Annotated in this window: 18 protein-coding genes; 13 read left to right on the top strand and 5 right to left on the bottom strand. The window is 72.5% G+C overall.

Features of this window, described 5'->3' with window-relative positions; genetic code table 11:
- Window positions 1–3: 3 nt before the first annotated feature.
- A complete protein-coding gene (locus tag CNQ36_RS08605; protein ID WP_121545547.1) occupies window positions 4–921 on the bottom strand; it encodes a carbohydrate kinase family protein in 918 nt (305 codons plus the stop codon).
- Window positions 918–2000, bottom strand: a complete 1083-nt coding sequence (locus CNQ36_RS08600; RefSeq protein ID WP_121545546.1) for a LacI family DNA-binding transcriptional regulator — start codon at window positions 1998–2000, stop codon at window positions 918–920. The genes CNQ36_RS08605 and CNQ36_RS08600 overlap by 4 nt, the downstream gene beginning before the upstream one ends.
- Window positions 2001–2189: 189 nt before the next feature.
- Between CNQ36_RS08600 and CNQ36_RS08595 the strand changes: the two genes are divergently transcribed.
- Complete coding sequence (locus tag CNQ36_RS08595; RefSeq protein WP_121545545.1) at window positions 2190–2612, top strand: Rieske (2Fe-2S) protein; 423 nt, start codon at window positions 2190–2192, stop codon at window positions 2610–2612.
- Window positions 2613–2618: 6 nt separating this feature from the next.
- Here the strand turns inward: CNQ36_RS08595 and CNQ36_RS08590 are convergent, their stop codons facing one another.
- Both CNQ36_RS08590 and CNQ36_RS34620 read right to left on the bottom strand, forming a co-directional pair.
- Entirely contained in the window at window positions 2619–3566 is a 948-nt protein-coding gene (locus tag CNQ36_RS08590; protein ID WP_121545544.1) for a hypothetical protein, read from the bottom strand.
- A 195-nt stretch (window positions 3567–3761) separates the two neighbouring features.
- A complete protein-coding gene (locus CNQ36_RS34620) occupies window positions 3762–3929 on the bottom strand; it encodes a hypothetical protein (protein ID WP_163013219.1) in 168 nt (55 codons plus the stop codon).
- 174 nt (window positions 3930–4103) lie between these two features.
- Here CNQ36_RS34620 and uvrC point away from each other — a divergent pair, with 174 nt between their 5' ends.
- From uvrC to CNQ36_RS08530, 12 genes are all read left to right on the top strand, one after another.
- Window positions 4104–6638, top strand: coding sequence for an excinuclease ABC subunit UvrC (gene uvrC / locus CNQ36_RS08585; RefSeq protein WP_121545543.1), 2535 nt, complete (start codon window positions 4104–4106; stop codon window positions 6636–6638).
- Complete coding sequence (rapZ, locus tag CNQ36_RS08580; protein WP_004932681.1) at window positions 6635–7624, top strand: RNase adapter RapZ; 990 nt, start codon at window positions 6635–6637, stop codon at window positions 7622–7624. Before uvrC ends, rapZ begins: the two co-directional genes overlap by 4 nt.
- Window positions 7621–8688: a gluconeogenesis factor YvcK family protein gene (locus CNQ36_RS08575; RefSeq protein WP_004932683.1), complete on the top strand. Its 1068-nt coding sequence runs from the start codon at window positions 7621–7623 to the stop codon at window positions 8686–8688. The genes rapZ and CNQ36_RS08575 overlap by 4 nt, the downstream gene beginning before the upstream one ends.
- Window positions 8679–9668, top strand: a complete 990-nt coding sequence (gene whiA / locus CNQ36_RS08570) for a DNA-binding protein WhiA (RefSeq protein ID WP_004932685.1) — start codon at window positions 8679–8681, stop codon at window positions 9666–9668. The genes CNQ36_RS08575 and whiA overlap by 10 nt, the downstream gene beginning before the upstream one ends.
- A gap of 147 nt (window positions 9669–9815) precedes the next feature.
- On the top strand, window positions 9816–12770 hold the full coding sequence (locus CNQ36_RS08565; protein WP_121545542.1) for a M14 family metallopeptidase: 2955 nt from the start codon (window positions 9816–9818) through the stop codon (window positions 12768–12770).
- 227 nt (window positions 12771–12997) lie between these two features.
- Window positions 12998–14005 (top strand): type I glyceraldehyde-3-phosphate dehydrogenase, encoded by a 1008-nt coding sequence (gene gap / locus CNQ36_RS08560; RefSeq protein WP_004932692.1) that lies wholly within the window; start codon window positions 12998–13000, stop codon window positions 14003–14005.
- 145 nt (window positions 14006–14150) lie between these two features.
- Entirely contained in the window at window positions 14151–15362 is a 1212-nt protein-coding gene (locus CNQ36_RS08555) for a phosphoglycerate kinase (RefSeq protein WP_121545541.1), read from the top strand.
- 5 nt (window positions 15363–15367) lie between these two features.
- The gene (gene tpiA / locus CNQ36_RS08550; RefSeq protein ID WP_121545540.1) at window positions 15368–16144 is read left to right on the top strand and encodes a triose-phosphate isomerase; all 777 of its coding nucleotides are present in this window, start codon (window positions 15368–15370) and stop codon (window positions 16142–16144) included.
- A gap of 101 nt (window positions 16145–16245) precedes the next feature.
- Window positions 16246–16476 carry a preprotein translocase subunit SecG gene (gene secG, locus CNQ36_RS08545; protein WP_040908799.1) on the top strand — a complete coding sequence of 77 codons (231 nt, stop codon included), beginning with the start codon at window positions 16246–16248 and terminating at the stop codon, window positions 16474–16476.
- Window positions 16477–16698: 222 nt separating this feature from the next.
- Window positions 16699–17034, top strand: a complete 336-nt coding sequence (locus CNQ36_RS08540) for an RNA polymerase-binding protein RbpA (protein ID WP_003957010.1) — start codon at window positions 16699–16701, stop codon at window positions 17032–17034.
- Window positions 17035–17141: 107 nt separating this feature from the next.
- Complete coding sequence (gene pgi, locus CNQ36_RS08535; RefSeq protein WP_121545539.1) at window positions 17142–18794, top strand: glucose-6-phosphate isomerase; 1653 nt, start codon at window positions 17142–17144, stop codon at window positions 18792–18794.
- Window positions 18795–18884: 90 nt separating this feature from the next.
- On the top strand, window positions 18885–19880 hold the full coding sequence (locus CNQ36_RS08530) for a hypothetical protein (protein WP_121545538.1): 996 nt from the start codon (window positions 18885–18887) through the stop codon (window positions 19878–19880).
- An 18-nt stretch (window positions 19881–19898) separates the two neighbouring features.
- Here the strand turns inward: CNQ36_RS08530 and CNQ36_RS08525 are convergent, their stop codons facing one another.
- A complete protein-coding gene (locus tag CNQ36_RS08525) occupies window positions 19899–22181 on the bottom strand; it encodes an FtsX-like permease family protein (protein ID WP_121545537.1) in 2283 nt (760 codons plus the stop codon).
- Window positions 22182–22194 lie beyond the last annotated feature (13 nt).

Raw genomic sequence — 22194 nt, 5'->3', positions numbered from 1 at the left:
GCGTCAGACGCCCTCCGGCTCCAGTTCCCGCGCGTACGGCGGCTGCGCGCCCGCGCGGGAACAGGTGATCGCCGCCGCGCGCGCCGCGAACCCGAGCAGGTCCGCCCAGCCCCCGGCGTCCAGCGCGGCCACCCCCGCGTCACTGAGCGCGTCCCGGGCCGCGAGCCCGTGCAGCAGCGCCGCGTTCACCGTGTCCCCGGCGCCGATCGTGTCCACCACCTCGACCCGCTCACCCGGCACCGCGTACTCGCCGCCGTCGCGGGTGAACACCGTCAGCCCCTCCCCGCCCCGGGTGACCACGACCGCCGCGGGGCCGGCGGCCAGCCACTCCTTCGGGGAGCCGCCGAGCCACGCGGCGTCCTCCGCGGACAGCTTCAGCAGCGACACCGACGGCAGCCAGCTCCGGAACCGGGCCCGGTAGGCGTCCGCGTCCGGGACGAGACCCGCCCGGATGTTGGGGTCCAGCGCCGTGAACACGCCCCGCGCGGAGGCGGTGCGCATCAGCTCCTCGTACACGCTCGCGCCCGGCTCCAGCACCAGCGAACAGGTCCCGAACGACACCGCGCGGGTACCGGCCGGCAGCGCCCCGGGGGCGGTGAACAGCCGGTCCGCGGTCCCCTCCACGTAGAAGGAGTACGCCGCCGAGCCGTCCGTGCCGAGCGTGGCGACGGCCAGTGTCGTCGGCTCGTCGCCGCGCTGCACCGACGCCACGTCGACACCGGTCTCCCGCAGCCGGTCCAGCAGCGCCTCACCGAAGGCGTCTCGGGAGACCCGCGAGCAGAAGGCGGCGGGCGAGCCGAGGCGGCCCAGCGCCACCGCCGTGTTGAACGGGCCGCCGCCGAGCGCCGGCGTCAGCGCCGCGAGCGCCCCCGCGCCGCGCGGTACCAGGTCGATCAGTGCCTCACCGGCTACGACGATCACGAGGGGTTCCTTTCCTCGGGTTCTCGGGCTGAGGGGGAGGGGTCCTCCGGCGGCCGCGGTTCCTCCGGGCAGCCGCAGGACGTGCGGTGCACGAACGCGCAGGGCAGGCGTTCGGTACGCGCGGGACGGTCCGGCTCGGCGAGGCGGTCCAGGAGCACCCGCACTGCCCGGGCGCCGATGTCCCTGCTGGGCTGGGCGATCGCCGTGAGGCGGGGCGAGAACAGGTCCGCCCAGGCGAAGTCGTCGAAGCAGCACAGCGCGAGGTCCCCGGGCACGGACAGACCGCGCTCCCGCAGGGCGCGCAGCGCGCCGATCGTCATGGCGTTGTTGGCGGTGACCAGCGCGGTGGGCCGCGAACCGGGGGCCAGCAGGCCGGCGGTGGCCCGTTGCGCGCCCGCCGACTCGGAGTCGCCGTGCACCAGGAGCCGCTCGTCGTAGGGCAGTCCGGCGGCCGCCAGGCCGTGCCGGTACCCGGTGATCCGCTCGGCGGTGGTGCTGAGCCCCGGCCGCCCCGCGACCAGGCCGATCCGACGGTGACCGAGACCGGCGAGATGGGTCACCAGGCGGGCCGTCGGTTCCGTGCTCTGCGCGCAGACCTGGTCGAAGCGCGGCCCCCCGCCGTTCCCGGGCGGGTCGACCAGCCGGTCCAGGAACACCGCCGGCACCCGGTGGCGCCCGAGGTAGGCGAGCAGCTCCCGCGGCCGGGCGGAGGGCGCGACGATCATGCCTTCGACACGGCGCTCGTGCAGCAGTTGTACGACCTTGCGCTCGTGCTGGGGGTCGTCGTGCGGATCGGCGATGAGGAGGCTGTAGCCGTGTTCCAGGGCGGCGGCCTCGACGCCCTGCAGGATCTCCGTGAAGTACGGGTTGCTGAGGGCGGACACCGCCAGCCCGATCGTGCGGGTGCGGGACGTCACGAGGGACCGGGCGAGGGTGTTCGGGGTGTAGCCGAGCTCCTCGACGGCGTCCAGGACGGCCCGGCGGGTGTGCGGCAGGACCGGGCGGGTGCCGTTCAGCACGTGGGAGACGGTGGCGACCGAGACACCGGCGCTGCGTGCCACATCCGCCATGGTCGCCATCGTGGCTCTCCCCGGTCGCCGTCCCGTACTGGGTGGGGACGGTATCCCATGCGGGGCGGCGCGTAAACGCTTGCGCAATCGTTTACGCGCGGGAGGGGAAACGGGTGCACCCGGTCGCTGTTGGTGTGGTCGGTCCCGGTATCGTCCCCGGTGGACCCTGTTCGTCGCCGTTCCCCCCGTGGAGCACACATGTCTGCCCGACCTGCCGCGAGCCGTCGCACCGTCCTGCGGGGCGTGGCCCTCACCCCCGTCGCCGGGCTGGGTCTCACCGCGTGCGGAGGGACCACGGACGACTCCGCCGCCCCGCTGACCGAGCCCGTCGAGCTCGGGCCGGAGAGCGAGGTCGCCGAGGACGGCGCGAAGCTGTACCCGGACCACAACGTCGTGGTCAGCCGGAGCGGGGACGGCACGCTCAAGGCGTACAACACCGTCTGCACGCACGCGGGGTGCCCGATCAACAAGCTCGACGGCACGAAGCTGGTCTGCCCCTGTCACGGCAGCGAGTTCGACGCCACCACCGGCAAGGTGCTGCGCGAGCCGGCCGTGGCCCCCCTGAAGCCGCTGACCGTCGAGGTGAAGAACGGCACGCTGGTCGCCGGCCCGCAGGTCTGACCGGGGTCACTCCCAGTCCCAGGCGATCCCCACGTAGCCCGACCGCAGCCGCGGCTCCACCAGGTGCACCGAGCGGTACCGCCCGCTGACCGCCAGGTCCTGGTGGCCCCCGCGCGGCGCCGCCGGCGAATGCTGGGTGAAGCGCCGGCAGCGCACCGGGAGCGCTCCGGGGTCGAAGCGGACCTGGAGCGCGTACTGGCCGCCGGGGGAGTCCGCCCCGTGCACGTACTCGCGCGACACCCCGGCCGTGCCGTCCTCGACGGCGTAGCGGAAGAGGAACGTGTCGCCGGCCCGCAGCCGGGTGTCGAAGAGCAGCTCGGCCGCCAGCACCCCGGTGTCCCGGTGCCAACGGACGCGCCCGGTCCGGCAGTTCTCCAGCGCGTGCACGGTCATCCGCTCCGGCGCGGAGCCGGGGTCGCCGTGGTGGACGGCCACATGGCGGTCCACGCCGTCCCGGTGGGCGCGCACGATGTGGTGCGACTCGCGCTCCGCCAGCTCGCGGCGCGCCCCGATCCGTACCCGCTCGTGGTGCCCCAGGGTGTGCAGCCCGCCGTCGCGCGGCGCGCCGATCTCGGCCAGCAGCCGTTCCCGTACGCCCGAGGCCTCGACCAGGGAGCGGTAGGACCGCCCCGGGGAGCACCGGCCGGCCGCGCGCTCGTCCGACTCGGCGAGCAGCCGGATCAGGGACTCCTCCGGCAGCTGGAGTATCTCCTCCAGCGCCCGTACGGCGCGCAGCGACTCCGGGCGCTGCGGACGGCGGGCGCCCTGCTGCCAGTAACTCAGACTGGTGACACCGACCTTCACACCGTGCCGCGACAGATGGTGCTGCACCCGCTGCAGCGGCAGCCCGCGCGCGGCGATCGCGGCCCGCAGGGCTACGTGGAAGGGGCCACCGCGCAGGGCCGAGTCCAGTTCCGCGGTGGCGACGTCCGCGTGCGGTGTGGCGTGCGGCATGCAGGGGCCTCTCTGTGAAGTCCACAACGGCTGGTCAGGCCGTTCGCGCGGGTCACCCCGGAGCCGCCCCCCGGCCGGCGCGGCGGAATCTTCACATCCGAACACCGTCGTTCAGGGCCCCGAGTTCCCCCGCATTGAAGCGTGTCGGCCAAGTCCCGACAACACCTGAGGCCCGACAGCGGCGCGTACCGGCCCTCAGGCCGCGCCTGTTCCGTCCCGGTCCGCCGCACGGGTGCGCAGCCGCTTGGCGCGCACGATGTCGGGGTCGCGCGGGTCGAGGGACTCGGTGAGCCCGTACGCCTCGTCCGCGTACCGGCGGGTCCTGGCAGGCCGTCGTGGTTTCTCGATCCGCGTCCGTCGCATCCGACCAGCCCTCCGGCTCGTGACCGTCCTCATGACCGTCCGCCGCTCGCCCGAGGGACGGAACCCCCACCTTCCCGCTTCCCGTGCGCCGTAACCCCTCCGGACCGGACCGGGCCGGGCCCCGGCGTCCACGGGGCCGTCGCGGTGTCGGTCCCCGCCAGTAGGGTGTGAGACATGGCCGACCCCTCCAGCTACCGCCCCAAACCGGGTGAGATCCCCGACTCGCCGGGGGTCTACCGGTTCCGCGACGAGCACCGCCGGGTGATCTACGTCGGGAAGGCGAAGAGCCTGCGCCAGCGCCTGGCGAACTACTTCCAGGACCTGGCCGGGCTGCACCCGCGCACCCGTTCCATGGTCACCACGGCCGCGTCCGTGGAGTGGACGATGGTGTCCACGGAGGTCGAGGCACTTCAGCTGGAGTACTCCTGGATCAAGGAGTACGACCCCCGGTTCAACGTCAAGTACCGCGACGACAAGAGCTACCCGTACCTCGCGGTGACGATGAACGAGGAGTTCCCGCGCGTGCAGGTGATGCGCGGTCACAAGAAGAAGGGCGTGAAGTACTTCGGCCCGTACGCGCACGCGTGGGCGATCCGCGACACCGTGGACCTGCTGCTGCGCGTCTTCCCGGTGCGCACCTGCTCGGCCGGGGTCTTCAAGAACGCCGCGCGCACCGGGCGCCCCTGTCTGCTCGGCTACATCGGCAAGTGCTCGGCGCCCTGCGTGGACCGCATCTCCGCCGAGGACCACCGTGAACTGGCCGAGGAGTTCTCCGACTTCATGGCCGGCCGCACGGGCACCTACCTCCGCCGGCTGGAGCGGCGGATGACGGAGGCGGCCGAGGAGATGGAGTACGAGCGGGCCGCCCGCCTGCGCGACGACATCGGGGCCCTGAAGAAGGCCATGGAGAAGAACGCGGTCGTGCTCGCCGACGCGACCGACGCCGATCTGATCGCGGTCGCCGAGGACGAGCTGGAGGCGGCCGTCCAGATCTTCCACGTGCGCGGCGGACGGGTGCGCGGCCAGCGCGGCTGGGTCACCGACAAGGTCGAGGAGATCACCACCGCCGCCCTGGTCGAGCACGCGCTGCAGCAGCTCTACGGCGAGGAGACCGGCGACGCCGTCCCCCGGGAGGTCCTGGTCCCCGCCCTGCCCGACCCGGTGGAGCCGGTCCAGCAGTGGCTCACCGAGCGGCGCGGCTCCGGAGTCTCCCTGCGGATCCCGCAGCGCGGTGACAAGAAGTCCCTGATGGAGACCGTGGAGCGCAACGCCCAGCAGGCGCTCGTGCTGCACAAGACCAAGCGCGCCTCCGACCTGACCACGCGCTCCCGCGCGCTGGAGGAGATCACCGACGCGCTGGACCTGGACAGCGCTCCGCTGCGGATCGAGTGCTACGACATCTCGCACCTCCAGGGCGACGACGTGGTGGCCTCCATGGTCGTCTTCGAGGACGGACTGGCCCGCAAGAGCGAGTACCGGCGCTTCCAGATCAAGGGCTTCGCGGGCCAGGACGACGTCCGCTCCATGCACGAGGTCATCACCCGCCGCTTCCGGCGCTACCTGGCGGAGAAGGAGCGGACGGGGGAGTGGACCGACGGCACGGCCCCCACCGACGCCCCTGCCCTCCCGGAACCACCGACGGCCCCCCTCACGGAAGCGCCCGGGCCCGCCTCGGCGGAACCGTCGGGGACCGCCGCCGCGGAGTCGCCCGGGTCTGCCGTCGCCGGGCCGTCGGGGACCGCGCTCGCGGATGCGTCCGAGGCCGCCTCGGCGGATCCGTCGCGGGCCGCCCTCGCGGAGTCGCCCGAGCCTGCCGCCGCGCAATCACCTGAGACCGCCGTCGCCGGGTCGCCGGCGGTCACGCACGCGGACGCATCCGGGCCCGCCGGAGCCGGGTCGTCGGGAGGCAGCCACGCGAAAGCGGCCGGGCCTGCCGTCGGCGGGTCGTCGGGGACCGCGCTCGCGGAGTCGCCCGGGACTGCCGTCGGCGGGTCGGCGGGGGTCACCCCCGCGGATGCGTCCGGGGCCGGCTCCGCCGGGTCGGCGGGGGGTGCCCTAGGGGATGGGGCCGAGCCCGGGTTCGGGGGGTCGGTGGGGGACACGCTCACCGAGGACGACGGCCGTCCCCGGCGCTTCGCCTACCCGCCGCAGCTGGTCGTCGTCGACGGCGGCGCGCCGCAGGTCGCGGCGGCCCAGCGGGCGCTGGACGAGCTGGGCATCGACGACATCGCCGTCTGCGGCCTCGCCAAGCGGCTGGAGGAGGTCTGGCTGCCGGGCGACGACGACCCGGTGGTGCTGCCCCGCACCAGCGAGGGCCTCTACCTCCTCCAGCGGGTCCGGGACGAGGCGCACCGGTTCGCGATCACCTACCAGCGCGCCAAGCGCGCCAAGCGCTTCCGGTCCGGCCCCCTGGACGACGTGCCCGGCCTCGGCGAGACCCGCAAGCAGGCGCTGATCAAGCACTTCGGTTCGGTGAAGAAGCTGCGATCGGCGACAATCGACCAGATCTGCGATGTACCGGGCATAGGTCGCAAGACGGCCGAGACGATCGTCGCCGCCCTGGCCCGGGCGGCACCCGCCGCCCCCGCCGTGAACACGGCGACGGGCGAGATCATGGATGACACGGAAGAACCCGGGCAGGCAACGGGTTCTCCCGGGGAGCCCGTCTCCACGGGCGCCCCGGACGAACGACGGGGGCAGGAACGATGACCGAGCACGAGACAGGACCCGCGGCGGAGCGGGACCGGGCACAGCAGGAGGCCGGTGGCGCCGCCCGCCAGGACGACGGAGCACAGGTGAAGACGGGCAACGAGAAGGCCGGGGCGCCCGAGGCGGCCATCCCCGAGCTGGTGATCATCTCCGGCATGTCCGGGGCCGGCCGCTCGACGGCCGCGAAGTGTCTGGAGGACCTGGGCTGGTTCGTGGTGGACAACCTGCCGCCCGCGCTGATCCCCACCATGGTGGAGCTCGGCGCGCGCTCCCAGGGCAACGTCGCGCGGATCGCCGTCGTCGTCGACGTCCGGGGACGGCGCTTCTTCGACAATCTTCGCGAATCCCTCGCCGACCTCGACAAGCGGGGCGTCACCCGGCGGACGGTGTTCCTGGAGTCCTCCGACGAGGCCCTGGTCCGCCGTTTCGAGTCGGTGCGCCGCCCGCACCCCCTCCAGGGCGACGGCCGCATCGTCGACGGCATCGCCGCCGAGCGGGAGCTGCTGCGCGAGCTGCGCGGCGACGCCGACCTGGTGATCGACACCTCCAGCCTCAACGTGCACGAGCTGCGCGCCAAGATGGACGCCCAGTTCGCCGGCGACGAGGAGCCCGAGCTGCGGGCCACCGTCATGTCCTTCGGCTTCAAGTACGGCCTCCCGGTCGACGCCGACCTCGTGGTGGACATGCGGTTCCTGCCCAACCCGCACTGGGTCCCCGAGCTGCGCCCGTACACCGGCCTCAACGACGAGGTGGCGTCGTACGTCTTCAACCAGCCCGGTGCCAAGGAGTTCCTCGACCGGTACGCCGAGCTGCTGCGGCTGATCGCGGCGGGCTACCGTCGTGAGGGCAAGCGCTATGTGACCATCGCCGTCGGCTGCACCGGCGGAAAGCACCGCTCGGTCGCCATGTCGGAGAAGCTCGCCGCCCGGCTCGCCGCCGAGGGCGTGGAGACGGTGGTGGTCCACCGGGACATGGGACGGGAATGACACGACGTACTCCGCGGCTGAGCCGGCTGCGCAGAGTCGTCCCCGAGGGACGCTCCGGCCGGCCGGCCGAGGCCCGCGGCGCCAGACCGCGCCGCCGCGGCACCCAGCCCAAGGTCGTCGCCCTCGGTGGCGGCATGGGCCTGTCCGCCTCGCTCGCCGCGCTGCGCCGGATCACCGGCGACCTCACCGCCGTCGTCACCGTGGCCGACGACGGCGGCTCCAGCGGACGGCTGCGCGACGAGCTGGGGGTGCTGCCCCCCGGCGACCTGCGCAAGGCGCTGGCCGCGCTGTGCGGTGACGACGACTGGGGCCAGACCTGGGCCCGCGTCATCCAGCACCGCTTCCAGTCCCAGGGCGATCTGCACGAGCACGCGGTCGGCAATCTGCTGATCGTCGCCCTGTGGGAGCAGCTCGGCGACCACGTCCAGGCGCTGGACCTGGTGGGCCGGCTGCTCGGCGCGCACGGGCGCGTGCTGCCGATGTCCGCCGTGCCGCTGGAGCTCGAGGCACTGGTCAGGGGCCACGACCCGGAGCGGCCCGACGAGGTCGGCACCGTCCGCGGTCAGGCCACCGTCGCCCTCACTCCGGGCGAGGTGCAGTCCGTGCACCTCGTGCCGATCGACCCGCCGGCCGTCCCCGAGGCGGTCGCGGCGGTCCTCGACGCCGACTGGGTGGTGCTCGGCCCCGGCTCCTGGTTCTCCTCGGTCATTCCGCACCTGCTCGTGCCCGAACTGCTGGACGCCCTCATCGAGACCAAGGCGCGCCGGGTACTCTCGCTTAACCTCGCCCCGCAGCCAGGAGAAACCGAGGGCTTCTCCCCGCAGCGTCATTTGGAGGTTTTGGGACGACACGCCCCTAAACTCGCCCTGGACGTGGTGCTGGCCGACGAGGCCGCCGTGCCCGACCGCGACTCGCTGACCGAGGCCGCCCAGCGGTTCGGCGCCGCGGTCGAGCTGGCCCCCGTGGCCCGGCCCGACGGAAGCCCCCGGCACGACCCGGAGCTGTTGGCCGCCGCGTACGACCGTATTTTTCGGATGCATGGAAGGATCGGCCCATGGCGATGACGGCAGCGGTGAAGGACGAGATCAGCCGGCTCCCCGTCACCCGGACCTGCTGCAGAAAGGCGGAGGTCTCCGCCCTGCTGCGGTTCGCCGGCGGCCTTCACCTGGTGAGCGGCCGGATCGTGATCGAGGCGGAGCTGGACACCGCGATGGCGGCCCGCCGCCTCAAGCGGGACATCCTGGAGATCTTCGGCCACAGCTCCGAGCTGATCGTGATGGCGCCGGGCGGACTGCGCCGCGGCTCGCGTTACGTCGTACGGGTGGTCGCGGGCGGCGACCAGCTGGCCCGGCAGACCGGCCTGGTGGACGGCCGGGGCCGGCCGATCCGCGGCCTGCCCCCGCAGGTGGTCTCGGGGGCCACCTGCGACGCCGAGGCGGCCTGGCGCGGCGCCTTCCTGGCCCATGGCTCCCTCACCGAGCCGGGCCGCTCCTCCTCGCTGGAGGTGACCTGCCCCGGCCCCGAGGCCGCGCTCGCCCTGGTCGGCGCCGCGCGCCGGCTGTCGATCGCGGCCAAGGCGCGCGAGGTGCGCGGCGTGGACCGGGTCGTGGTCCGGGACGGCGACGCGATCGGCGCGCTGCTCACCCGGCTCGGCGCGCACGAGTCGGTGCTGGCCTGGGAGGAGCGCCGGATGCGCCGCGAGGTGCGCGCCACGGCGAACCGGCTGGCCAACTTCGACGACGCCAACCTGCGCCGCTCCGCCCGCGCGGCCGTGGCGGCCGGCGCCCGGGTCCAGCGCGCCCTGGAGATCCTCGCCGACGACGTCCCCGAGCACCTCGCCGCGGCCGGACGGCTGCGCATGGAGCACAAGCAGGCCTCGCTGGAGGAGCTGGGCGCGCTCGCCGACCCGCCGCTCACCAAGGACGCCGTGGCCGGCCGGATCCGCCGGCTGCTGGCGATGGCGGACAAGCGCGCCTCCGACCTCGGCCTCCCGGGCACGGAGGCCAACATCGGCGAGGAGCTGGACGACAAGCTGATGGTCTGATGGCCCGTCAGGAGACCGGCGTCGGCGCCCGTTCGGGTGATCGGCGCCGGTTTTTCACGTGGCGTGGCGGCGCCCTTGACTCGATCATGTTGCGTCATGAGCCTGGCATCTGTTCGCCACTGCGGCGGACCACTCTCAGGGGGGCTCATGAGACACAGAGCGAGATCGATCCTCGCTGTCGGCACGCTCCTGATCGGCGGAGCGGGCATCGCACCCACTGCCCTGGCGCGACCCGCGGACCCGGCGGCCTCCGACTCCGGCGAGGTCAAGGTCTTCCGGGCCGAGGTCACCAAGTCGCAGGTGTCCCTGCTGCTGGCGGCGGGGCAGGACGGCCACGAACTCGGTGAGCGGGTGCCCGACAAGGGCACGGCCACCGTCGAGGTCTACCTCACCGACGGGCAGGCCGAGAAGCTGGAGAAGCAGGGCGTCGACCTCACCGAGCACACGCTCTCCGCGCGGGCGGCCGCCCGGGTCGAGAACGCCGCCCAGGGCGTCTTCCGCCCGTACAGCGGAAAGGGCGGCCTCCAGGAGGAGATCCTGCGCACCGCGCGGGAGAACCCGGGCCTCACCAAGGTCGTCTCCATCGGAAAGACCGTCAGGGGGCAGGACATCCTCGCCCTGAAGCTCACCAAGCAGGCGGGGAGGACCAAGGACGGCTCCAGGCCGTCCGTCCTCTACATGTCCAACCAGCACGCGCGCGAGTGGATCACCCCGGAGATGACCCGGCGGCTGATGCACCACTACCTGGACGCGTACCGGACGGACAAGCGGATCAAGAAGATCGTGGACACCACCGAACTGTGGTTCGTCCTCTCCGCCAACCCCGACGGCTACGACTACACCTTCGCCGACCCCGCCAACCGCCTGTGGCGCAAGAACCTGCGGGACGTCAACGGCGACGGCGCCATCAGCACCGGCGACGGCGTCGACCTCAACCGCAACTTCCCCTACAAGTGGGGCTACGACGACGAGGGCTCGTCCCCGAGCCCCACCAGCCAGACCTACCGCGGCGCGGGCCCCGGTTCCGAGCCCGAGACCAAGGCCGTCGACGCCTTCCAGAAGCGCATCGGCTTCACCTACGGCATCAACTACCACTCCGCCGCCGAACTCCTCCTCTACGGGGTCGGCTGGCAGGTGGCCACGCCGACCCCCGACGACGTCCTGTACCGGGCCCTCGCCGGCACGCCCGGTGACTCGGCGATCCCGGGCTACCACCCGCAGCTCTCCTCCGAGCTGTACACCACCAACGGCGAGGCCGACGGGCACGCGGCCAACGTCAACGGCACGGGGATGTTCACGCCCGAGATGTCGACCTGCCAGACCGCCTCCGACGCCGACCCGGACGACGAGTGGAACGCCCGTGACTGCCGGTCGGGCTTCACCTTCCCCGACGACGAGAAGCTGATCCAGCAGGAGTTCGCCAAGAACGTCCCGTTCGCGCTCTCCGTCGCCGAGACCGCCGCCCACCCCGACCGGCCGTCCTCGGCCGTCGGCCTGGACGCCCCGGACTTCACCCCGGCGTCCTTCGGCACCTCGTACGCGCGCGGCGCCGCCCAGGAGGTCTCCGTCGTCGCCCGCCGTGCCGTGCGCGACAAGGAGCTCAAGTACCGGGTCGACGGCGGCCGTACGCACGACGTGGACCTCAGGCCCTGGAAGGGCGGGGAGCGGTACGGCGGCGAGGACAACCTGCACTTCGACGAGTACCGGGCCGAGGTGCGCCACGGAGCGCCCGGCGACAAGGTCGAGGTGTGGTTCACCGGCAAGGCGCGCAAGGGCGGGAAGGTCTCCAGCGAGCACTTCACGTACACCGTCGCCGAGCGGCCCCGCGCGGACGTCCTGGTCGTCGCCGAGGAGGGCGCGAAGGCCGCGCACACCCAGAAGTACGTCGACGCGCTCAAGGCCGACGGCCGCGGCGCGGCGGTCTGGGACGTCGCGGAACGGGGCGCGCCCGACGCGCTCGGCGTGCTGAGCCACTTCGGCACGGTGGTCCACCACACCGGCGCCGCCGTCCCGGGCGTCGCCACCCAGCTCCAGCTGCGGGCCTTCCTCAACGAGGGCGGCCGGCTGATCGAGGCCGGCGAGCAGGCGGGCGGCAGCGTCGACCTCGGCGGCGGCAACCTGTCCGACGACTTCAGCCAGTACTACCTGGGCGCCTACTCGCGCACCTCGACCGCGGGGGCCACCGCGTTCACCGGCTCCGGCGGACTGGGCGGCTTCACCGGCCCGCTCGGCGACACGCCCGGCAACCCGCTGGACGCGGCCGGCACCTACGGCGTGACCTCCGACGAGCTGCCCGCCGGCGCGTACCCGCTGTTCGCGAGCGCCGGCGCCGGACAGTACCCGGGCACGGTCAACCCGTACGGGCCCTACGCAGGCTCGTACATGGCGGCCGCCGTGCACACCGACGACGGCTACAAGCGCCTCACCCGCACCATCGACCTCACCGGCACCACCGCGGCCGACCGGCCCACGCTGCGCACCCGGCTGCTGTGGGACACCGAACAGGGCTACGACCACGCCCTCGTCGAGGCGCACACCACCGGCGCCGGCGACTGGACGACCCTGCCCGAGGCCGGCGGCGCCACCCGCGCCACCGTGCCCAGCGAGTGCGCGGCCGGCTTCTACGTCGGCGAGCACCCCTGGCTGGAGCACTACCTGACCCTCGGCGACGACGGCTGCGCGGCGACCGGGACCACCGGCTCCTGGAACAGCCTCACCGGCTCCTCCGGCGGCTGGCGGCAGGTGGAGTTCGACCTGAGCGCCTACGCGGGCAAGTCGGTCGAGGTCTCCCTCGCCTACGTCACCGACCCGGGCAGCGGCGGCCACGGCGTCCTCGCCGACGAGGCCTCGCTGGTGACCGGCGGCACCGCGGCGGACACCGAGGGCTTCGAGAACTCGCTGGGCGCCTGGAAGGTGTCCGGGCCCCCTGCGGGCAGCCCGGCCGTCCTGAAGGACTGGACGCGCACCGGGGAGCTCTTCCGCACCCATGGGTCGGTCACCACCGGCGACACCGTGCTGCTGGGCTTCGGCCTGGAGCACCTGCCCTCCGCGGCCGACCGGTCCGCGCTGCTGAGGAAGGCGCTGGCGGCCCTGGACGGGTGACACCGCACGTCAACACGGACTGACGACCCGTAGCGAAATGGAGTGACCGCCGACCACCGGTCCGGGCGGTCCGCACCCTACTGACGGGTACGGGCCGCCCTGCCGGGTATGGGCCAACTCGATGTCACGGCCGGGGCCCCGGAGAGGTAGGGTCGACATTGGTCGGGGACATCCCAAATACAGCTCGCCGGCGACTAGAGCCGGCGTACCAACGAGGAGATCGGTTCGTGACGATCCGCGTAGGCATCAACGGGTTTGGCCGCATCGGTCGCAACTACTTCCGCGCTCTGCTGGAGCAGGGCGCCGACATCGAGATCGTGGCCGTCAACGACCTGGGTGACACGGCGACCACTGCGCACCTGCTGAAGTACGACACCATCCTGGGCCGCCTCAAGCAGGAGGTCACCCACACCGCCGACACGATCACCGTCGACGGCAAGACGATCAAGGTGCTCTCCGAGCGCGACCCCGCCGACATCCCGTGGGGCGAGCTGGGCGTCGACATCGTCATCGAGTCGACCGGCATCTTCACCAAGAAGGAAGACGCCGAGAAGCACATCGCCGGCGGCGCCAAGAAGGTCGTCATCTCCGCGCCCGCGAAGAACGAGGACATCACCCTCGTCATGGGCGTCAACCAGGACCAGTACGACCCGGCGAACCACCACGTCATCTCCAACGCCTCCTGCACCACCAACTGTGTGGCGCCGATGGCGAAGGTCCTCGACGAGAACTTCGGCATCGTCAAGGGTCTGATGACCACGGTGCACGCGTACACGAACGACCAGCGCATCCTTGACTTCCCGCACAAGGACCTGCGCCGCGCCCGTGCCGCCGCCGAGAACATCATCCCGACCACCACCGGTGCCGCCAAGGCCACCGCTCTGGTGCTGCCGCAGCTCAAGGGCAAGCTGGACGGCATGGCCATGCGCGTCCCGGTCCCCACCGGCTCCGTCACCGACCTGGTGGTCGAGCTCTCCCGCGAGGTCACCAAGGAAGAGGTCAACGCCGCCTTCCAGAAGGCCGCCGAGGGCGAGCTGAAGGGCTACCTCGAGTACACCGAGGACGCGATCGTCTCCTCGGACATCGTCAACGCCCCGGCGTCCTGCACCTTCGACTCCTCCCTGACGATGGTCCAGGAGGGCAAGAGCGTGAAGGTCATCGGCTGGTACGACAACGAGTGGGGCTACAGCAACCGCCTTGTCGACCTGACGGTCTTCGTGGGCAACCAGCTCTGATCACGGAGCGGGCAGCCTGATATGAGTGCAGGGCTCGGCCGGTGCGGCAACGCGCTGTCCGAGCCCTGACGCACGTATCGGAACAGCCGCCCTCTTTCGATCACGAGCGATCACGAGTGAACACGAGCCGTAGCAGGGAGCCCCTATGAAGACGATCGACGAACTCCTCTCCGAAGGCGTCGCGGGCAAGCGGGTCTTCGTCCGCGCCGACCTGAACGTGCCGCTGGACGGCACCACCATCACCGACGACGGCCGCATCCGCGCCGTGCTGCCCACCGTCGAGGCCCTCGCCGGCGCGGGCGCCCGCGTGGTCGTCGCCTCGCACCTGGGCCGCCCCAAGGGCGCCCCGGACCCCGCCTTCTCGCTCGCCCCGGCCGCCGCGCGCCTCGGTGAACTCCTCGGCGCCGACGTCGCGTTCGCGACGGACACCGTCGGCGAGTCGGCCACCGCCACCGTCGCCGGACTGACCGACGGACAGGTCGCGGTCATCGAGAACCTCCGCTTCAACGCCGGTGAGACCAGCAAGGACGACGCCGAGCGCGGCGCCTTCGCCGACCGCCTCGCCGCCCTCGCCGACATCTACGTCGGCGACGGCTTCGGCGCGGTGCACCGCAAGCACGCCTCGGTCTTCGACCTCCCCGCGCGGCTGCCGCACTACGCCGGGTACCTCATCGCCACCGAGGTCGGCGTGCTGAGGAAGCTCACCGACGACGTCCGGCGCCCCTACGTCGTCGCCCTCGGCGGCGCCAAGGTCTCCGACAAGCTCGCCGTCATCGACGAACTGCTCGGCAAGGCCGACCGCATCCTCATCGGCGGCGGCATGGCGTACACCTTCCTCAAGGCCCAGGGCCACGAGATCGGCACCTCGCTGCTGCAGGAGGACCAGCTCGCGGCGGTCCGGGAGTACCTGGAGCGCGCCGAGAAGAACGGCGTAGAGCTGGTGGTGCCGGTCGACACGCTGGTCGCCGCGGAGTTCCCCGACATGAAGACCAAGGCGCCGGCCGATCCCGCCACCGTCGCCGCGGACGCCATGCCGGCCGGCCAGATGGGTCTGGACATCGGTCCGGAGACCCGCAAGCTGTACGCCTCGAAGCTCGCCGACGCCGCCACCGTCTTCTGGAACGGCCCGATGGGCGTCTTCGAGCACCCCGACTACGCCGAGGGCACCCGGGCGGTCGCCCAGGCCCTCGTCGACTCCCCGGGCTTCACGGTCGTGGGCGGCGGCGACAGCGCCGCCGCGGTCCGTACGCTGGGCTTCGACGAGAACGCATTCGGCCACATCTCGACCGGCGGCGGCGCCTCCCTCGAATACCTCGAGGGCAAGACGCTCCCCGGCCTCGCCGCACTGGAGGACTGACCCCGATGACCACCCGCACGCCGCTGATGGCGGGCAACTGGAAGATGAACCTCAACCACCTCGAGGCCATCGCCCACGTCCAGAAGCTCGCCTTCGCCCTGGCCGACAAGGACTACGAGGCCGTCGAGGTCGCCGTCCTGCCGCCCTTCACCGACCTGCGCTCCGTCCAGACCCTGGTCGACGGCGACAAGCTGCGGATCACCTACGGCGCCCAGGACATCTCCGCGCACGACGGCGGCGCCTACACCGGCGAGATCTCCGGTCCCATGCTGGCCAAGCTGAAGTGCACCTTCGTCGCGGTCGGCCACTCGGAGCGGCGGCAGTACCACGCCGAGACCGACGAGATCGTGAACGCCAAGGTGAAGGCCGCCTACAAGCACGGCATCACCCCCATCCTGTGCGTCGGCGAGGAGCTGGAGGTCCGCGAGGCGGGCAACCACGTCGCCCACACCCTCGCCCAGGTCGAGGGCGGTCTGAAGGACCTCCCGGCCGAGCAGGCCGAGACGATCGTGATCGCCTACGAGCCGGTGTGGGCCATCGGCACCGGCAAGGTCTGCGGCGCCGAGGACGCCCAGGAGGTCTGCGCCGCCATCCGCGGCAAGCTCGCCGGGCTGTACGGCCAGGAGCTGGCCGACAAGGTCCGCATCCAGTACGGCGGCTCGGTCAAGTCCGGCAACGTCGCCGAGATCATGGCGCAGGCCGACATCGACGGCGCCCTGGTCGGCGGCGCCTCGCTGGACGCCGACGAGTTCGTCAAGATCATTCGTTTCCGCGACCAGTGAGTATGCGGTAACGGCGATTCGTCGTACCCTTGCGGGGTCCGGTTCTGTACCGGGCCCCGCGTCGTCCATCCGCATCCGAGGAAGTTGGTCCAGCCGTGGTTCTGGGGTTCTCCATCGCCCTGATCGTCTTCAGCCTGCTGCTGATGCTGCTGGTGCTGATGCACAAGGGAAAGGGCGGCGGCCTCTCCGACATGTTCGGTGGCGGCATGCAGTCCTCCGTCGGCGGCTCCTCGGTCGCCGAGCGCAACCTCGACCGGATCACCCTCGTGGTCGGTCTGCTCTGGTTCGCGTGCATTGTCGTGCTCGGCATCACCATGAAGATCAACAACTGATCCGAGGGCGCTTTCCGCACCCCGTTCCCCAAGCATTCCGCACGTAAGGCCCCATGTTCGGTACGCGCAGCAGAGCGCGGCCTATCATGGGGCCCACGTCTGTACGCGGGGGCGGTAACTCCCCACACTGGACGTGCGTTGGGCCTTACGTAGACTGAGGCGCTCGCAGCGAAGCGGAACGCCGACTCGCTTTGCGGCACCATCACGCAGGGAGTTACGACCGTGGCAAGTGGCAACGCGATCCGGGGAAGCCGGGTCGGGGCGGGGCCGATGGGTGAGGCGGAGCGCGGCGAGTCCGCGCCCCGGCTGCGCATCTCCTTCTGGTGCTCCAACGGGCACGAGACACAGCCGAGCTTCGCGAGCGACGCGCAGGTGCCCGATACCTGGGACTGCCCCCGCTGCGGATTCCCGGCCGGACAGGACCGCGACAACCCCCCGGACCCGCCGCGCACCGAGCCCTACAAGACGCACCTCGCCTATGTGCGGGAGCGGCGCAGCGACGCCGACGGCGAGGCGATCCTCGCCGAGGCGCTCGCCAAACTGCGGGGCGAGATCTAGACCGATCCGCTTCGGATTCCTTCAGTCTTCTTCTTCCGTCGTGTTCACCGCTGATCAATTAGGTTGGGGACAGCGGGGACACCCAAGGAAGAAGGCTGAAGTCCGAGATGAACGCAGACGGTCGTACCAGGCTCAACCGGACGCCCGAGTGGACCGCACTGGCCAAGCACCGTGAGGAGCTGGGCGAGGTGCGGCTGCGCGAGCTGTTCGCCGCCGACCCCGGCCGCGGCACCGGGTACACCCTCCGGGTCGGTGACCTGTACGTCGACTACTCCAAGCACCTCGTCACCGACGACACCCTGCGGCTGCTGCGCGAGCTGGCCGTCGCCACCGACGTGTCCGGGTTGCGGGACGCCATGTTCCGCGGCGAGAGGATCAACACCACCGAGGACCGGGCCGTGCTGCACACCGCGCTCCGGGCCCCGCGTGACGCGGTGATCGAGGTGGACGGTGAGAACGTCGTCCCCGGCGTGCACGCCGTGCTCGACAGGATGGCCGGCTTCGCGCAGCAGGTCCGTTCCGGCGAGTGGACGGGCCACACCGGCAGGCGCATCCGCAATGTCGTCAACATCGGCATCGGCGGCTCCGACCTCGGCCCGGCGATGGCGTACGAGGCGCTGCGCGCCTTCACCGACCGGGACCTCACCGTCCGCTTCGTCTCCAACGTGGACGGCGCCGATCTGCACGAGGCGGTCCGGGACCTGGACCCGGCGGAGACGCTGTTCATCGTCGCGTCGAAGACGTTCACCACCATCGAGACGGTCACCAACGCCACCTCCGCGCGGAGCTGGCTGCTCGCGGCGCTGGGTGACGAGAAGGCGGTGGCCGCGCACTTCGTCGCGCTGTCGACCAACGCGGAGAAGGTCGCGGACTTCGGCATCGACACGGCGAACATGTTCGCGTTCTGGGACTGGGTCGGCGGACGCTACTCCTTCGACTCGGCGATCGGCCTGTCGCTGATGATCGCCATCGGCCCGGACCGCTTCCGGGAGATGCTCGACGGGTTCCGGATCGTCGACGAGCACTTCCGCACCGCGCCCGCCGAGGCCAACGCCCCGCTCCTGATGGGCCTGCTGGGCATCTGGTACAACAACTTCCACGACGCGCAGTCCCACGCGGTACTGCCGTACTCGCACTACCTGTCGAAGTTCACCGCCTACCTCCAGCAGCTCGACATGGAGTCCAACGGCAAGTACGTCGGCCGGGACGGACGCGAGGTGGAGTGGCAGACCGGCCCGGTGGTGTGGGGCACGCCCGGCACCAACGGGCAGCACGCCTACTACCAGTTGATCCACCAGGGCACGAAGCTGATCCCCGCCGACTTCATCGGCTTCGCCGAGCCCGTCGACGGGCTGAGCGACGAACTCAAGGCCCAGCACGACCTGTTGATGGCCAACTTCTTCGCCCAGACGCAGGCGCTCGCCTTCGGCAAGACCCCGGACGAGGTGCGCGGCGAAGGCGTGCCGGAGGAACTGGTCCCGCACAAGACGTTCAAGGGCGACCACCCCACCACCACGATCCTCGCGCGCGAGCTCACCCCGTCCGTGCTCGGGCAGCTCGTTGCGCTGTACGAGCACAAGGTGTTCGTGCAGGGCGCGGTCTGGAACATCGACTCCTTCGACCAGTGGGGCGTCGAACTCGGCAAGGTCCTCGCCAAGCGCGTCGAGCCCGCCCTCACCGAGGGCGCGGACGTGCCGGGCCTGGACGCCTCCACCAAGGCCCTGGTGGCCGCCTACCGGGAGCTGCGCGGACGGCGCTGAGCACGGCGCGGGAAAGCGGGCGGCGGGGCGCCGTCCGCTTCCCGTAGAATCCCCGGCGATCATCACGGCGAGCGCTCGGGGGAGCACAAGGTGGCATCTGCACGCGGAAGTTGGACCGGCGGCTCGCTGAGAGCCCGGAGCTTCCTGAAGCCGCATCACGTCTCGACGGCGGTGTTCCACCCCGCGTGGATCCCGCCGTCGCTCGACCCGTCCATCGAACGGCTCAAGCGCTTCCGGGTCATCGCCGGGGCGGTCGCCTCGATCGGTGTCTACACCGTCCTGGAGGGCGGCTTCGACGTCACGGAGCTGCTGGAGAACGCGCTGACCGCCTCGGCGGTGCTGCTGTTCCTCACGCCGCTGACGGTCGGCGTGATGCTCTTCGTCTGGCGGCGCACCGGCACCGTGAGCCAGCTGCGCACACCGCTGCTGAACTCCCTCAAGCTGCTCCTGCTGTTCATCGGCTGCGTGGTCGCGCTGGTGCTGCTGGTGCAGACGACGAACGGCTCGGGCAACCCCCTGGTGATCCTCGGCGTCGGCCTGACGATGATGTGGATGCTCGTCTTCGTGGCCAACGGAGCCGTGCGGGTCTCGGGGAACTTCTTCGGCACGGCCGCCGTGCACCGCTGTCTGCCGGCCCTGCTCGCCACGGTGACCAGCTGGCTGATGGCGATCCCCGACCTCGTCACCGGGGATCTGCACGGGCTCAGCCTCACCATGGGCATCGTCTTCATCCTGGGCGCCCCGGTGACCGTCACCGCGATCGCCCTGGCGGAGACGGGCCGGCTGAAGCGGCGCTACGGCATCCGGCTGGGCACCCACCCGTCGAGCCTCCCCCCGGTCCCCGGCCCCGTCCCGCCGGCGCCCCCCACGGGACTGCCGCACGTACCGCCGCAGGGCAACCCCTACGGCCACCCGCGGCCCCCCGCGCCCGGCGGCAACCCGTACGCGCCGGGACCGGGCGGCAACCCGTACGCGCCGGGTGCCGGCGGGAACCCGTACGTGCCGGGGCCGGGCGGGCACCCCTACGCGCCCCCGCAGCCGCCGTACCACCCGCCGCGGTACCCGCACGGCCCGCACGGCGGCTGACCGGCGGGGCGCGAGGGCTCAGGCCACCGCGCTCAGCGTGTCCGCGAGACGGCGGCGGGCCGCCCGCGCGGCCGGCAGGGCGGCGAGGGCCGCCGCCCCCAGCACGGCGGCCGTGCCGAGCAGCAGCAGGAGCACGGGGGAGGGCCCCTGGGCGATTCCGGCGCCGACGCCGCTCGACCTTCCCTGGGCGTCGATCAGCCAGTGCGCCAGCGGCAGGCCCAGCGCCGTGGCGAGGAGCACGGCCGCCAGCGCCGTACCGGCGGTCGCGGTGACCGTCACGGCGGTGATCTGCCGGGGGGAGAGGCCGATGGCCTTGAGCGCCAGCAGGTCGCGCTCGCCCTCCCGCACCGTGCCGCCGATCAGCGTCAGCAGTTCGATCAGACCGATCAGCGCGAGCACCACGATCAGCCCCAGGACGACCGCGCGCAGCGGGGACAGCCCGTCGGCCGGGTTGGTGACGGTGTGCACGTCCAGGTGGCCCCGCCCCGCCGCGGCCAGCCGCTCGGCGACCGCGGCCGGTTCCGCGCCCGGCTCCAGACGGAGCTGGTAGTGGGCCGGCCGCAGCTCCGGGTCGTTGGCGCGGAGGGTGTCGAGAGACGTGGAGATGACCCGGCCGGCGTTCTCCGGTTCGATGCTGCGGCCGACGATGTGCAGGATCTGCGGCTGGTCGCCGACGGTCATCCGCACCCAGTCGCCGACCCGGACGTGCAGCAGGTCGAGCAGACCCTGCCCGGCCACCGCCTCGTCCGGCCCGTGCGCGGCGCGCCCCTCGGCCAGCGTGAACGGGTAGGGCTCCCGGTGGGTGCCCAGCCCGCGCAGCGCGATCGTGGCGGTCTGTCCCGGGACCAGCGCGGCCACCTCCACGCCCGGATAGGCGGCGGCGACCTGCGGATCGCGTTCCAGCAGCGCGAGGGCGCCCCCGTCGCCCAGTGAGGAGTCCGCGCGGACACTGAGGGCCGTGGGCAGTCCCATCCGCTCGGGGCTGCCGTGGAACCGGTCGATGGTGGTCCAGGCGCTCAGCGCCACGACGATCAGCAGCAGCGGCAGCGCCAGTCTGCCGACCGCGCCCAGGGAACGCGGCCGGCGGGTGAACGCCTTGTGCCAGCCCAGGACCAGCGCCGGCGGCACCCGTGCCCCCAGCGCCCGCCGCGCCACCCCGGTCAGCCGGCCGGCCGGGGCCGTCGCCGGACGCGGCACCGGCACCGGCGGCACCCGTCCGGCCCGCCAGGCGGCCAGCCCGGTGGTCGCCCCGATGAACAGCACCGCCCCCACCGGCACCGTGAACAGCGCCACGGTGTGCCCCGGCAGCCCCTGCCACACGTCGACCGCGTCCCCCAGCCGCCCGGGCACAGCCCCGCCCAGCGCCTCGGTGAGCACGGCCGCGGCCAGGGCGCCGAGCAGGGCGTAGAGGAGGTGCTGGATCAGGAAGACGCGTACGACCTGGCCGGGTGTGAAGCCGATCGCCTTGAGGACCGAGATGTCCCGCAGATGCCCCCGGATGCGGGTGCCGATCGCCCCGTGCACGGCGAACCCGGCGGCGAGCAGCGCGCCCAGCCCGAACAGCCCCAGCACCTGCCCCAGCAGCCGGTTGTCGCCCTGCGCCTCGGCACGCGCCTGCTGCCAGGTGGCCACCTCGCCGATCGCCCCGGCGCCCAGTTCGGTCACCGCGCGCTGCACGGCGTACCCGGTGTCGCCCGGGTCGGTCAGCCGCAGCCCGACCACCTGGCCGGCCGGGTCCGGCACGGCCGACGGCAGCGCCCACACCAGGCCGGACCGCTCACCCGGCCGGTAACGCGGTTCGGCGCTGTCGGCGACGCCCACCACGGTGAGCCTGCGTGCCGTGCCGGGCACGGTGAGCGTGTCGCCGGGGGCCGTCAGCAGGGCGCGGGCGAGCCGGCTCTCCAGGACCACCCCGTCCGGGGTGGCCGGGTCCAGCCAGCGCCCGGAGGTGATCAGCGGGCGGCCCACCTCCGGCTTCCCGGGGACGCCGCGCAGCTCGACGGAGGCACGGCCGCCCTGTGAGGCGAGGGTGACCGCGGCCGTGGGATAGGGGCCGGCGACGGACTCCACGCCGTCCAGCCCCGCCAGCCTCCCCGCGTCGGCGGAGGCGGTGGTGTGCAGCGTGACGTGCGCCCCGCGCACCTGGGTGAAGACGCGCTGCCACGGATTGGTGGCGTACCCGAACAGGGCCGTGGCCAGTAGCAGGGACGCGACGATGCCCGCGGTGGCGAGGACGAGGAACAGCGCCTCGCCGCGGTGCGTGCGCAGATCGGAGTGCGCCCAGCGCAGGGTCGCCCGCACCGGCCTCAGCCCT

It is taken from the genome of Streptomyces fungicidicus (assembly GCF_003665435.1).
In the GTDB taxonomy this organism is placed as follows: domain Bacteria; phylum Actinomycetota; class Actinomycetes; order Streptomycetales; family Streptomycetaceae; genus Streptomyces; species Streptomyces fungicidicus.
This window is presented reverse-complemented; position numbering and strand designations above follow the sequence as displayed.

Bases quoted from the DNA above. Each gene is read 5' to 3' on its own strand.
- CNQ36_RS08600 (WP_121545546.1), bottom strand. From the start codon at position 2,000: ATGGCGACCATGGCGGATGTGGCACGCAGCGCCGGTGTCTCGGTCGCC.
- CNQ36_RS08595 (WP_121545545.1), top strand. From the start codon at position 2,190: ATGTCTGCCCGACCTGCCGCGAGCCGTCGCACCGTCCTGCGGGGCGTG.
- CNQ36_RS08590 (WP_121545544.1), bottom strand. From the start codon at position 3,566: ATGCCGCACGCCACACCGCACGCGGACGTCGCCACCGCGGAACTGGAC.
- CNQ36_RS34620 (WP_163013219.1), bottom strand. From the start codon at position 3,929: ATGCGACGGACGCGGATCGAGAAACCACGACGGCCTGCCAGGACCCGC.
- uvrC (WP_121545543.1), top strand. From the start codon at position 4,104: ATGGCCGACCCCTCCAGCTACCGCCCCAAACCGGGTGAGATCCCCGAC.
- rapZ (WP_004932681.1), top strand. From the start codon at position 6,635: ATGACCGAGCACGAGACAGGACCCGCGGCGGAGCGGGACCGGGCACAG.
- CNQ36_RS08575 (WP_004932683.1), top strand. From the start codon at position 7,621: ATGACACGACGTACTCCGCGGCTGAGCCGGCTGCGCAGAGTCGTCCCC.
- whiA (WP_004932685.1), top strand. From the start codon at position 8,679: ATGGCGATGACGGCAGCGGTGAAGGACGAGATCAGCCGGCTCCCCGTC.
- CNQ36_RS08565 (WP_121545542.1), top strand. From the start codon at position 9,816: ATGAGACACAGAGCGAGATCGATCCTCGCTGTCGGCACGCTCCTGATC.
- CNQ36_RS08555 (WP_121545541.1), top strand. From the start codon at position 14,151: ATGAAGACGATCGACGAACTCCTCTCCGAAGGCGTCGCGGGCAAGCGG.
- tpiA (WP_121545540.1), top strand. From the start codon at position 15,368: ATGACCACCCGCACGCCGCTGATGGCGGGCAACTGGAAGATGAACCTC.
- pgi (WP_121545539.1), top strand. From the start codon at position 17,142: ATGAACGCAGACGGTCGTACCAGGCTCAACCGGACGCCCGAGTGGACC.